At 34.9% G+C, this 12,671-nt stretch carries 10 protein-coding genes and 1 pseudogene; 8 read left to right on the top strand and 3 right to left on the bottom strand.

The window, feature by feature from the left end:
• Positions 1 to 225: 225 nt before the first annotated feature.
• Positions 226 to 648, bottom strand: a complete 423-nt coding sequence (locus tag ACSVDA_RS11620) for an HIT family protein (protein WP_485883358.1) — start codon at positions 646 to 648, stop codon at positions 226 to 228.
• A gap of 659 nt (positions 649 to 1,307) precedes the next feature.
• Here ACSVDA_RS11620 and ACSVDA_RS11615 point away from each other — a divergent pair.
• Positions 1,308 to 1,516: pseudogene (locus tag ACSVDA_RS11615) on the top strand (IS1595 family transposase); the annotation flags it as partial.
• A 14-nt stretch (positions 1,517 to 1,530) separates the two neighbouring features.
• Here ACSVDA_RS11615 and ACSVDA_RS11610 read toward each other — a convergent pair.
• Positions 1,531 to 1,914, bottom strand: coding sequence for a DUF3888 domain-containing protein (locus ACSVDA_RS11610; RefSeq protein WP_485883356.1), 384 nt, complete (start codon positions 1,912 to 1,914; stop codon positions 1,531 to 1,533).
• A gap of 516 nt (positions 1,915 to 2,430) precedes the next feature.
• Between ACSVDA_RS11610 and ACSVDA_RS11605 the strand changes: the two genes are divergently transcribed.
• Genes ACSVDA_RS11605 through ACSVDA_RS11595 form a run of 3 tightly spaced genes read left to right on the top strand, consistent with a single transcriptional unit; the run spans position 2,431 to position 5,118 of the window.
• Positions 2,431 to 3,174, top strand: a complete 744-nt coding sequence (locus tag ACSVDA_RS11605) for an ABC transporter ATP-binding protein (protein ID WP_485883354.1) — start codon at positions 2,431 to 2,433, stop codon at positions 3,172 to 3,174.
• Positions 3,167 to 4,381 carry an ABC transporter permease gene (locus ACSVDA_RS11600; RefSeq protein WP_485883352.1) on the top strand — a complete coding sequence of 405 codons (1,215 nt, stop codon included), beginning with the start codon at positions 3,167 to 3,169 and terminating at the stop codon, positions 4,379 to 4,381. The genes ACSVDA_RS11605 and ACSVDA_RS11600 overlap by 8 nt, the downstream gene beginning before the upstream one ends.
• Positions 4,382 to 4,410: 29 nt before the next feature.
• On the top strand, positions 4,411 to 5,118 hold the full coding sequence (locus tag ACSVDA_RS11595) for an EcsC family protein (RefSeq protein ID WP_485883351.1): 708 nt from the start codon (positions 4,411 to 4,413) through the stop codon (positions 5,116 to 5,118).
• A gap of 258 nt (positions 5,119 to 5,376) precedes the next feature.
• Here the strand turns inward: ACSVDA_RS11595 and ACSVDA_RS11590 are convergent, their stop codons facing one another.
• Positions 5,377 to 5,892, bottom strand: a complete 516-nt coding sequence (locus ACSVDA_RS11590; RefSeq protein ID WP_485883350.1) for an antibiotic biosynthesis monooxygenase family protein — start codon at positions 5,890 to 5,892, stop codon at positions 5,377 to 5,379.
• A 614-nt stretch (positions 5,893 to 6,506) separates the two neighbouring features.
• Here ACSVDA_RS11590 and ACSVDA_RS11585 point away from each other — a divergent pair.
• The 4 genes from ACSVDA_RS11585 to hemY all read left to right on the top strand — a co-directional run bounded on the left by ACSVDA_RS11585 (position 6,507) and on the right by hemY (position 12,551).
• Positions 6,507 to 8,648 (top strand): transglycosylase domain-containing protein, encoded by a 2,142-nt coding sequence (locus ACSVDA_RS11585; protein WP_485883349.1) that lies wholly within the window; start codon positions 6,507 to 6,509, stop codon positions 8,646 to 8,648.
• Between the two features lie 407 nt (positions 8,649 to 9,055).
• Positions 9,056 to 10,099 (top strand): uroporphyrinogen decarboxylase, encoded by a 1,044-nt coding sequence (hemE, locus tag ACSVDA_RS11580; RefSeq protein ID WP_485883348.1) that lies wholly within the window; start codon positions 9,056 to 9,058, stop codon positions 10,097 to 10,099.
• Between the two features lie 51 nt (positions 10,100 to 10,150).
• Positions 10,151 to 11,092: a ferrochelatase gene (hemH, locus tag ACSVDA_RS11575; protein WP_485883513.1), complete on the top strand. Its 942-nt coding sequence runs from the start codon at positions 10,151 to 10,153 to the stop codon at positions 11,090 to 11,092.
• 28 nt (positions 11,093 to 11,120) lie between these two features.
• A complete protein-coding gene (gene hemY / locus ACSVDA_RS11570; RefSeq protein WP_485883347.1) occupies positions 11,121 to 12,551 on the top strand; it encodes a protoporphyrinogen oxidase in 1,431 nt (476 codons plus the stop codon).
• Positions 12,552 to 12,671 lie beyond the last annotated feature (120 nt).

Genomic DNA, 12,671 nt, shown 5'->3' with positions numbered 1-12,671 from the left:
TGTAGAGGCTCTTTTCGTAAAATTTTGTTGCTATTGTTACTAATAATGTCAGAATGCTGAGTTTTATGAGAACTCAATAATTGTAAAAGTAGAAAAGATGCCACGAACTCTAGTTGTGTGCGTGTTTATTTCTTAATATGAAAAACAACCATTGTAGAAAATACAACATATGTTATTAGCTCTGTCTAATTGGAATGTTTACCATATCGACTTACTTAACAGACATCATTTTATGCTTGATGCGATTGTACGAGCAATTTGTTGTAAATCCTCCGGACTATATTCATTTCCATGTGGCTTCCATGCTGCTCCAAAGCCGTCACCTTTCCCATAGCGAGGGATAATATGCATGTGGTAATGAAATACTGTTTGCCCTGCAATTTCGCCGTTGTTGTTAAGCAGATTTAATCCGAGAGGTTCAAAATGTTCTTTAATCGAATTAGCTATCTTTGGGACTACTTCAAATATGTTTCTAGCAATGTCAGGAGTTAAATCAAAAATATTTTCTTTATGTACTTTCGGAATAACTAGTGTATGTCCTTTTGTGACTTGGCTAATATCAAGTATTGCTATAACATGTTCATTCTCAAAAACTTTTGCGCTAGGAATTTCATCATTAATTATTTTGCAAAAAATGCAATCAGACATATTCTTACCCCTCCATTAATTTTATGATTAGAAACAAGTAAGAGTATTAGCTCGCGTATGCGTATCGAGATGGTCAACTTGTTTGCACATTTTTTTATTTTACCATATATTTGTTTGGAAATAGAAACAGGATACAACCTTTTAGGTTGCATCCTGAGTTGAAGATGAGGGATATTGTGTTTTGCTTTGAATACGTTGTGAAAAAGCTAATGTGTCTTTCGTAAACACCTCATTTGTTTTATGAATGATGTGTTTAAAAGTGAGAATGATTGTTCAAGATGAGCATTCTAAGTGATTACACCCTACATTGAAGTAAGGGATCTTTAATTAGATGCAAAGACTAAATTGCCTTCTGTAAACACCTCATTATGAATGTAGTCTTTGAACGTCGTTAACTCACTTTGTTCAAGATGACCATCCCCTCTTTGACAAACGTCATTAAAAGCAACTAATAGGTCCAGTGTCTAAAATAGAAAGTTGTCTTTCACAGACACCTCATTCCTTTAGATTGAATTACCACTAGAAAAGCGGGAGTTCAATTTCTTAGCTAACACCCTTCCCTCTCTTCAACAATTAGAATACCCAATGTTTAAAACAATATACAAAAAAATATGATTTTATTTACTACTAAAAAATGGATGGGATTTTATCATGCCAAGAAATGGATTTATCATATCCAGTACGTCAACAACTTCCACAATCGATTAAAAGGTTGGTTAAGGAACTCACTACTTGGATAACTATCTTAATTGGTTCCCTTGGCTTGAATTAGGGTAGAATTTAACATTTGTAAACGTGTTGAGGATATGCTTAATCAGCTTGTCAGAAATCTAATTATTCGACTGTGGAAATGCTTCGGAGTGCATAATAAATCGGCTCTTTTTAAGGATGAGTTGAAATATTAAAGTACCACTCTAATATTTCGTCTTTGTGTTCAGACGGGATATGGTCGAAACTAACTAACTGTAGTCCATCAATTTCCCGTTTAAATTTTAATGTATCAGTTCCAATTGTGTTGTGTGCCCCTATAAACGTGGAAATCTGAACAGTTATATCAAAAGTAAGTCCGTTAGTCATCTTTAAGTCCGTAATTTTCCAATTTTCAAACTGAACCCCTTCGAATTCATAATTTTCATTAACTGCTTTATAAATATCCTCAAACATCAAGGAAAGTAGTGCTTTCTCACATTCTGATTGGTCAGAGGCTTCGACTACGTGGGCAAATGGAATTAGAAGAAACAAAAACAAAAGAATGGTTTTACTCACTATTTCACCTCCATATGGGTATATTCCCACCAACTTTAAAATGTATTTTGTTAAAAAGTGCTAGTAATAATGAGGTTAAGAAAAATCATACCTAAAAGCAACAAAGTTTGAAAACAGCCTTTTAAAAAGCAGCGCCTCCAGATAATTTGACTCCAGTGCTTGTCGGGAATGTCAAGGCACTTCTGCTTTTATTATTTTCTAGCTCCAGTGCCTATTCCCTCGAGGTCACTTCGTCAAATCCCCTGAAGGCAAATAACGCCTTCACGTGATTTCACTCCAGTGCTTGTCGGGAATGTCAAGGCACTTCCGCTTTTATTATTTTCTAGCTCCAGTGCCTATTCCCTCGAGGTCACTTCGTCAAATCCCCTGAAGGCAAACAGCGCCTTCACGTAATTTGACTCCAGTGCTTGTCGGGAATGGTCGAGGCACTTCTGCTTTTATTATTGTTTCTTTTTCTTTTTGTTTGGTAAAATATACTTAAGTATAGTTAAATATATAAACTTAAGGAGATGTACAATGGCATTACTTGAATTGAACGGTGTGACTGGTGGATATACAAAAAGACCAGTCATTAAAGATGTATCTTTTGAGGTAAATAATAATGAGATAGTCGGGTTAATCGGCTTAAATGGTGCGGGAAAAAGTACTACAATTAAACATATCATTGGCTTAATGGATGTGAGAAACGGAACAATTAAAATAAATGGAAAGACCATGTTAGAAGACACTGAAGAATATCGGGCGCAATATAGCTTCATTCCGGAAATGCCTATTTTATATGAAGAACTCACGCTAAGAGAACATCTAGAATTAACGGCGATGGCGTATGGTCTCACAAAAGAAACTTTTGAAGAGAGACTAGAACCATTACTAAAAGAATTTAGGATGGAAAAGAAGTTGAAGTGGTTTCCTGCCCATTTTTCAAAAGGTATGAAGCAAAAGGTAATGATTATGTGTGCGTTTTTAGTTGAGCCGTCGCTCTATATTATTGATGAACCTTTTGTAGGGTTAGACCCATTGGGCATTCAGTCACTATTAGAGTTAATGAATAAGATGAAAAAGAATGGTGCTGGTATTTTAATGTCAACCCATATTTTAGCAACTGCTGAACGATACTGTGATTCATTTGTTATTTTACATAATGGTAAAGTACGAGCGAAAGGGACATTGAATGAGTTGCGGAAAGAGTTTCAAGCTCCAGAAGCTACACTTGATGATCTTTATATCCAATTGACAAAGGAAGCAGAGTCAGATGAATGAGGGAAAAAAGATTTGGAATCAGCGATTTGCACAACATAGAAAAGAAACGGGCAGATACCTTCGTTATATATTTAATCAACATTTAGCTTTTGTTTTAATATTTAGCATTGGAGCAGGGGCTTATTATTATCAGCAGTGGCTCGAGACACTCTCACCGCATTTTCCGTATGCGATAGTCATGTCAATTATTTTAGCCGTAGTAATCACGAAAAGCCCAATACAAACTTTTTTAAAGCAAGCAGACATTGTATTCTTATTGCCAATGGAAACAAAAATGTCGGCATATTTCTATCGGTCGTTTTTGTACAGCTTTACCTTACAAAGCTACATTGTTATTTTGGTCGTAGCAGGTCTTGCACCTCTTTATTTAACAATGTCTGGTAGAGGAGCTACAAGCCTTCTTTTATTACTAGTACTATTGTTAATATTAAAGGTTTGGAATATGTTAATCGAATGGGCAGTACAATATTTTGTTGAAAAAGAAGTTCACATTGTTGATTTCATCATTCGATTATTCATTTCTTTTTCGTTTGTCTATTTTGTCATTATTAAAGCCAATTATTTATATCCTATTTTAATCATCCTTATTATGTTTGGCCTATACTTTTATTTTAGAAAGCTAACATCTTCTAAACGATTGAAATGGGATCACTTAATTGAACTAGAATCGAAAAGGATGATGACGTTTTACCGCATTGCTAATTTGTTCACAGACGTTCCACAGTTGAAAATACAAGTTAAGAGACGAAAGTGGCTAGATTGGACATTGAAGAGGTTACCTTTTTCACAAGATGCTACTTTCACTCATTTATTCGCGAGGGCTTTTTTACGATCAAGTGATTATTTTGGTTTGTTTATCCGATTACTTATTATAGGGATACTTTTACTTGTAATGTTGCCTTTAAGTTATGGAACGCTCGTCATTGTTGTTTTATTTTTATATCTTACCGGCTTTCAACTTATGACCTTATGGCGACATTTTTCAATGAAAATTTGGCTTGGTTTGTATCCGATTCAAAACTCCATGAGGGAAAAAGCATTCTTACAACTGTTACATAAATTGTTAATTATTCAAGCTAGTATATTTGCTATCGTCATACTATTTATAGGTAAAGTATTTATTGCATTTTTAGCTTTCGTTTGTGGGATAGTTTTTAGTTATGTGTTTATAAATTTATATGTTAAAAGTAGGCTGAAAAAGTTATAAATACGTCTAGGTTCAGAGGAGTATGAGGAATGAACACATATGAGCGAAAAATTTTAAATGAGTTAATTCAATGGCGTAAAAAAATGTTACAGCGACCACCAATTTACACTAGGGTGACGAAAAAGGCCCAGTACAAAGTGAATCAAATGATCCCTGAGCAAGCTCATGAAATAATTACAGAAAGTATAAAAAAACTTGTCAAAGGAACGCTTGTTGGTTCAGATTTTACCACGAAAGATCACGAGGTGTCTCATCTTACGTTACAAGAAAAAGATTTGTTAATAAAAGAAAAAATTAAGTCCTATAAACGAACAGCGGCAGTAGAAGGGGCTGGAACAGGTATGGGAGGGATATTGTTAGGTCTTGCTGATTTCCCTTTATTACTGTCTATTAAAATGAAGCTATTGTTTGAAATTGCTACATTATATGGGTATGATGTGAAAAAATATGAAGAGCGTTTATTTTTGTTATATTTATTTCAATTAGCGTTTTCAAGTGATAAGCATAGAAAAGAAACATTTTTGATTATTGCGAACTGGAACGAGAAAAAAAATGAACTCATTGAATTGGATTGGAGAAAATTTCAGCAAGAATATCGAGATCATATTGATTTAATTAAAATGATGCAAATTGTACCTGGAGTAGGAGCGGTCGTTGGAGCTTTTGCTAACTTTCAACTTCTTAACCAGCTAGGAGAAACTGCGATGAACGGATTTCGTTTACGTATACTAAACTAAATATTAATTGAATTTGATAGCAGCAAAAAAGGTAAAACCAGGTGGCATCTATACCACTGGTTTTACCTTTTTTGCTGTTTTCGCATTAAGAAGTAAACACGTACACAACTAGAGTTCGTGGCATCTTTTCTTTTGTAAAACAATGACTAACAATATAAAACCACTTTTTTAGCACTTATTAGATAACAATAGCAACAATGGTTACGAAAAGCGGCTTTATTCTTATACTTGCATACATGGATAATTAATTATAAGGGATTATGATAAATCTTCATTAGTGATGAAATAGATTTTTAAATAAGAAGGTCTAGGGAAAAACGATTTGTAGTGATCAACGCCTTCCGGAGTTCTTTTTTCATGAGTTTTTTCGTATGCGTTGGACTTTTGCCAATTTTGGTAGCTTTGTTCATTATGCCATACTGTAATAATGATATATGTATGGCTGTCCATTGGCCTTAAAATACGCATCGCAATAAACCCAGGTTCTTTGTCAATAAGACCGGGGCGCTTGCTAAATCTATATTCAAAGACAGGTCTTCCTTCCTCTGATACTGGAACGTGATTCATAACAACATAGCCTTTTAGTGGGAAGCTACCTTCTGAATCAAGCACTTCATATTTTCGAGGTTCGTTAAAGACACAATTTCGGTTGGTTTCATGTAATAATAAAGTTTGATCTTCGTTTTGCATGAGAACGATTAGCTCGTTAGAAAACTCATCTTTTTTGGTTTTTAAATAATGATACGTACCATGTGTCAGATAAATTTTCATCATTCATCACCTCACTATTATTATAACAATTTTATCCATTGTCCCAATCAATAAAATTGAAAAAATTGTTAACTTATATAGAAAAACGAAGCCGACTTAATTTCATCTAAATTCTTCCCATATCCTGAGGGCAACGATGAAATGTCGTCATCCATGACTACGTTCGACAAGCGTTGGACCATCAAGTCATATGAATGCGTTTTTTGTCTTTATGGATTGAAGAGAAACGTCTAGAGAGGCTTGGAGGTATTTCAGTAACAATATCCTACGACATGTAGATAAGTCTGAATTGTGCCATGCTGGACAATGCGGCTATTCTTATGCTGTTTTCCCATTCATTGTTGGTTTTCGTATTAAGGTAAATACTTAACATCTTTTCTTATAAAAATGAAAACTGTTGTGTTAAACGACATCTTGAGCTCAATTTACGAAAAGAGCCTTTAAGAATAACAACAAACTTCTACAAAAAGAGCTTAATCTTTTTACATATTGTGAAACATTTACATGAATAATAATTAATAGTTGCATGAATGGATAATTCAATATAGTATAGCTGTACTGTCGAGGTCGCTATTAAGTTATCAGTTTTATAATGCGTCATTTGGAGGTGATGTTGCATGCTTAAAGTGATTGGTAAAGCAAGTGTAATTATATTTTTTACTTTTTTTGTCGGATTAGTTGCATATTTATTTATAATATATGCTGGAGATTATGTAGTTGATGAGAAAAAGCTTGTGATGAACTCTGCTTCAACATTAGTAAGTGATGAGGATGAGTTAATTGCAAAGCTTTATATAGAGAACAGAGAGTTGGTCTCTATACAAGACATTCCTAAACATGTCCAGCAGGCATTTATATCAGTGGAGGATGAACGTTTCTATAATCATCATGGAGTTGATTTAAGAGCCATTATGAGGGCATTATATAGAGATATTACTGAAGGAAAGAAGGTGGAGGGAGGAAGTACGATAACACAACAGCTCGCTAAAAACATCTTCCTTTCCAATGAAAAAACGTGGCTACGAAAAACAAAAGAAGTAATTATCGCCCTTAATTTGGAAAAAAAATATAGTAAACAAGAACTGCTAGAAATGTATTTGAACCAAATATATTTTGGGCACGGTGCTTACGGGATTGAAGCTGCTTCCCAATTATATTTCAACAAACATGTGTCTGAACTAACTATAGAACAAGGAGCGTTATTAGCTGCAATACCAAAAGCTCCAACTAATTATTCCCCGATACTACAGCCAGAGAAAAGCTTTGATCGGAGAAACCTTGTTTTAAGTTTGATGGAAAGAAAAGGGTATATCACACCTGAGGATGCAGTTCGTTATCAAGGTAGAACGTTAGCGTTAGATATAAATCAGATGAATGAAAATATGTATTTATTATCTTATATAGATTTAGTAGTCAAGGAAGCCGAAGAAAGATATGGACTGACGAATAACGAATTATTAAAGGGTGGATACAAAATTACTGTTCCCTTAGAGGCGACTGTGCAACAAAAAGCTTATGAATTATTCCAAGACTCAAATAATTTTGCTGGTACAGATGAAAATGTGCAAGGCGCTTTTGTCTTAATGGATAATAAAACAGGGGGGATCATTGCTTGTATTGGTGGGCGTAACTATGTACAAAAGGGCTTGAATCGTGCAACGGTAAAAAGACAGCCTGGTTCTACATTTAAGCCCATAGTCGTATACGGTCCTGCACTTGAGAAAGAAGAATTTAATCCTTACTCATTATTAGTTGATCAACTGCTACAATATGGTGATTATGAACCGCATAATTACAACGATGTTTATAAAGATAAAATAACGATGTATGATGCTATTATTGAATCTGCAAATGCCCCTGCTGTATGGGCGTTAAATAATTTAGGTATTGATTATGGAAAAAAATATTTAGAAAAAGCTGGGATTTCAATAAAAGATAAAGGTCTCGCAATGGCGCTCGGAGGATTAGAGGAAGGAGTTTCTCCAATTGATTTAACAACAGTTTACCGTGCATTTGCTGAAGGTGGTAAAATAATTGAACCTCACTTTATTACAAAAATTGAAGACCGTAACAATCGGGTGATCGGTAAATTTAATAAAGAAGAAAAACGTGTATTTTCTAAGCAAACTGCTTGGTATATGACTCGCATGCTAGAGGGGGTCGTTCGAGAAGGAACAGCACAAATGGGAAAATACTCAGGAGCTTTAGCTGGAAAAACTGGCTCGACATCGTACGAGCCAGTTGAAGATGCGACAAAAGATGCGTGGTTTGTTGGGTATACACCTACAGTTGTTGGCGCATTATGGATGGGGTATGACAAAACAGACAAATCTCATTATTTAACAAAAGGTAGTAGTCAGCCAACCCTATTATTTAAAAAAATTATAGAAGAGACGTTTGAAAGTAAACATTTAGCTTTTGAAGTTCCTGAGCGAGTAAAGGATCTAGAACAACCCATCCGATTAAAAGAGATAAATGATTTATTTGCACAACTCTCTTTCAAACCATATGGTTTTTTTTCTGTAAATCTAGAATGGACACCAGCTGACGATAAGAGAATCAAGTATCGAATTTATGAAAAGAAAAATAATAAAGCAACACTTATAGGTACGGTTACAGGAAAAGGAAACTTTGCTATTTCATCTGTCAACATTTTTTCGATACCCAATTATCAAGTAGTCCCTTATAATCCAATTACAGGCGAAGAGGGCAGTCCTTCTAATAATGTTAAGCCACAATTCTTTACATTTGATGAGTAATTATGGTCAATTTATTGACATTTTTAAATGTTATATATACAAGTATAGTATAAACAGTTATAGTTAATAGTGTTTTTGTACAACGATGTTTTCGCATTCATTGTTATTATTGCGTAGTAAGAAATCAAATCAATAAGATTTTGAGGCATCTTTCCTTTGGAGAGAAATTATATTCATACTACGCCTAGGTGTCCTTTTTAAGTTAATATTATAACAAAATTTATGACAAGGGCCTGTATAAATAAAAAGATAGACTTGGCTACAGCCAAGTCTTCGTATAAAAGAAAACGTTCACAAGATATACATACTACTATCAGTATATTGTTTTGTATAATAATATGTATCATTTGATTGGAAATAAGAGTTCTTATATGATACTTAGGTGGAATAATGAAAGGGTGGGCTTTATGGCAAACAACACAATTTTAAATGATACGTTTTTGAAGGCATGTAGAGGTGAAAAGACAGATTACGTGCCTGTTTGGTACATGCGTCAAGCTGGGCGCTCACAACCAGAATACAGAAAGATAAAAGAAAAATACTCGCTTTTTGACATTACTCATCAACCAGAACTTTGTGCGTATGTGACGAGACTTCCAGTTGAGCAATATAATGTTGATGCAGCAATTTTATATAAAGATATTATGACCCCTCTTCCGGCAATGGGGGTTGATGTAGAAATTAAATCAGGTATTGGACCAGTTATATCGAATCCGATACGTTCATTAAACGATGTTGAAAATCTAGGAAAAATAAATCCAGAAGCTGATGTACCATATGTTCTTGATACAATTAAATTATTGACTACGGAACAATTAAATGTACCACTAATTAGTTTTTCGGGAGCACCATTTACACTTGCTAGCTATATGATTGAGGGAGGTCCGTCGAAAAATTACAATAAGACGAAAGCCTTTATGTATGCAGAACCAACTGCTTGGTTTGCCTTAATGGACAAGTTAGGAGACATGGTTATTACATATGTAAAATCACAAATTAATGCAGGTGCTAGTGCGATACAAATATTTGATTCATGGGTTGGTGCATTAAATGTTGCAGATTATCGTTATTTTATTAAACCGATAATGAATCGAATTTTTTCAGAACTAAGTGAAGAGCAAGTTCCATTAATCATGTTTGGTGTTGGTGCAAGCCATTTAGCTAAAGAATGGCATGATTTACCGTTAAATGTTGTAGGTTTAGATTGGCGACTTCCGATAAAAGAAGCTAGGTCTATAGGTATTCATAAACCAGTACAAGGAAACCTTGACCCAGCAATTTTACTCGCACCGTGGGAAGTCATTGAAGAACGAACTAAAGCAATATTAGATCAAGGTATGGAGTTACCTGGTTATATTTTTAATCTCGGTCATGGGGTATTTCCGGAAGTTCAACCTGATACTTTAAAACGTCTTACTACATTTATTCATGATTATTCATTAAATAAGTAACAAAGATGTAGAAGGGGTATATTGGCTAAGAGATTAAAAGGGGGTAATAAAATTATGAAGAAACAAATGGGTTTGCTCGTTATGGCATATGGGACACCATACAATGAGGAAGATATAGAGAGATATTATACTCATATCCGTCGTGGAAGAAAACCAACAATTGATATGCTTGAAGATCTTAGAGAACGATATCAAGCAATTGGTGGAATTTCTCCACTCGCTAAAATTACCCAAGAACAAGCAGATAAGCTTGCTTCACATTTAAATGATATTCAGCAGGAGATAGAATTTAAACCTTATCTTGGCTTAAAGCATATTGAGCCATTTGTTGAAGATGCTGTGAAACAAATGAAAGAAGACGGAATTGAAGAAGCAGTTAGCATTGTTTTAGCACCACATTTTTCAACTTTCAGTGTTAAATCTTATAATGGTAGAGCAAAGGAAGCTGCTAATAAACTTGGTGGACCCATCATTCATTCAATTGAAAGTTGGTATGATGAGCCTAAATTTATCAATTATTGGGTGGAAAAGGTGACAGAAACTTATCATAAAATGTCTGATGAGCAACGGAATAACGCTGTACTTATTGTTTCAGCTCATAGTTTACCTGAGAAAATCCTTGCTAATGGTGACCCTTACTTGCAGCAATTACAGGACACAGCTGATTTAATTTCAACGAATGCAGAGGTTTCTGACTATGTAATTGGTTGGCAGAGTGCTGGTAATACGCCTGAGCCGTGGTTAGGGCCAGACGTACAAGATTTAACTAGACAGCTGTATAAAGAACAAGGATATAAAACATTCGTATATATACCTGTTGGGTTTGTCTCCGATCACTTAGAAGTATTATATGATAATGACATTGAATGTAAAATGGTTACTGATGAACTGGATGCAACATACTACCGTCCTGAAATGCCAAATACAAACTCGGATTTCATAGATGCAATGGCTTCAGTTGTGTTAAAAGCATTAGATAATAAAAAACTATAATAAAGAAGGCGATGTGCAAGTGAGTAATGTGAAGAAAAGGACTGTCGTAATTGGTGGTGGTATCACTGGAGTAACAACAGCATATTACTTGCAAAAGGAAGCAAGAGAGAAAGGGATTTCTTTAGCATGTACGTTAATAGAATCTTCCAATCATCTCGGAGGAAAGATTCAAACAGCTGAGCGAGATGGCTTTGTTATTGAGAAGGGACCAGATTCTTTTTTAGAAAGAAAGAGAAGTGCATCAAGACTTGCTACAGAAGTGGGACTAGGGGATAAACTAGTAAATAATTCTACCGGACAATCTTTTGTACAAGTTAAAGGAAACTTACACCCGATGCCAGGTGGATCCATTATGGGAATTCCTACACAAATTGCTCCATTTGTTACAACAGGGTTGTTTTCGCCATTCGGTAAAATTCGAGCAGCAGCTGATTTTGTATTACCCAAATCAAAAGTAGTTGGTGATCAATCTTTAGGTCAATTTTTCCGCAGACGATTAGGTGATGAAGTTGTAGAAAATTTAATAGAGCCATTACTCTCAGGTATATATGCAGGTGATATTGACAAACTGAGCTTATTATCAACCTTTCCGCAATTTCATCAAGTTGAACAAAAGCATGGTAGTTTAATAGTCGGAATGAAGAGTATGACACCTCGAAAAGCGAAAAATGCTGAGAAGGGTAAAGCAAAAGGGATGTTCTTGACTGTTTCAACTGGTTTACAATCGTTAGTTGATGCAGTTGAGGAGAAGTTAGATGCTGGTTCAGTATTAAAGAACACAAGTGTGATCAAGTTAGAAAAGGTAAATGATGAATATATTGTTCATTTAAGTAATGGTGAGCAAATAATAGCTGATACGGTTGTTATTACAACACCACATGAAATTACCCAAAACATTCTTGCTGATTATTCGTTTTTTGACGGATTTAAAAATATGCCATCAACTTCAGTTGCTACAGTTGCACTTGCATTTCCGCAGTCGGCAATCAACAAAGACATAGATGGTACTGGGTTTGTTGTCTCAAGAAATAGTGATTTTACCATTACTGCATGTACTTGGACACATAAGAAATGGCCACATACAACACCAAAAGGAAAAATCCTGTTACGTTGCTATGTAGGTAGAGCTGGAGATGAAGTAATTGTTGATCAAACGGATGATGAGATCATAAAAGTTGTTTTAGAAGATTTAAATAAAACAATGAATATTACTAGCGATCCAGAGTTTTCTATCATAACTCGATGGAAAAAATCAATGCCTCAATACACTGTTGGACATAAAGAACGAGTGGAGAATGTGAAAGAAGTAATGGAGAAGGAATTACCCGGCGTATTTTTAGCAGGAAGCTCGTTCGAAGGCTTAGGCATCCCAGATTGTATAGATCAAGGTGAAGAGGCAGTTAAGAAAGTGTTAGAATATATCCAAACGCATTCAAAAGAACTAGTAGAGGTTAACTAATTTGAACTGCTCCCTGTCTAGTAGACAGCGGAAATAATAAAAAGTCACTTAAGCGGCTTTAGCTCTATATTCCATAGGGCTAAGGCCATTTAATCGTTTTTGGTACCTATCGTAATTATA

It is taken from the genome of Cytobacillus sp. Hm23, assembly GCF_051842895.1.
Taxonomy (GTDB): Bacteria; Bacillota; Bacilli; order Bacillales; family SM2101; genus Nanhaiella.
The sequence above is the reverse complement of the archived record's forward strand: the minus strand, read 5'-3'. Positions and strand labels throughout refer to the sequence as shown.

Excerpts from the sequence above, each read along its gene's own strand:
- ACSVDA_RS11620 (WP_485883358.1), bottom strand. The coding sequence starts at position 648 with ATGTCTGATTGCATTTTTTGCAAAATAATTAATGATGAAATTCCTAGC.
- ACSVDA_RS11605 (WP_485883354.1), top strand. The coding sequence starts at position 2,431 with ATGGCATTACTTGAATTGAACGGTGTGACTGGTGGATATACAAAAAGA.
- ACSVDA_RS11600 (WP_485883352.1), top strand. The coding sequence starts at position 3,167 with ATGAATGAGGGAAAAAAGATTTGGAATCAGCGATTTGCACAACATAGA.
- ACSVDA_RS11595 (WP_485883351.1), top strand. The coding sequence starts at position 4,411 with ATGAACACATATGAGCGAAAAATTTTAAATGAGTTAATTCAATGGCGT.
- ACSVDA_RS11590 (WP_485883350.1), bottom strand. The coding sequence starts at position 5,892 with ATGATGAAAATTTATCTGACACATGGTACGTATCATTATTTAAAAACC.
- ACSVDA_RS11585 (WP_485883349.1), top strand. The coding sequence starts at position 6,507 with ATGCTTAAAGTGATTGGTAAAGCAAGTGTAATTATATTTTTTACTTTT.
- hemE (WP_485883348.1), top strand. The coding sequence starts at position 9,056 with ATGGCAAACAACACAATTTTAAATGATACGTTTTTGAAGGCATGTAGA.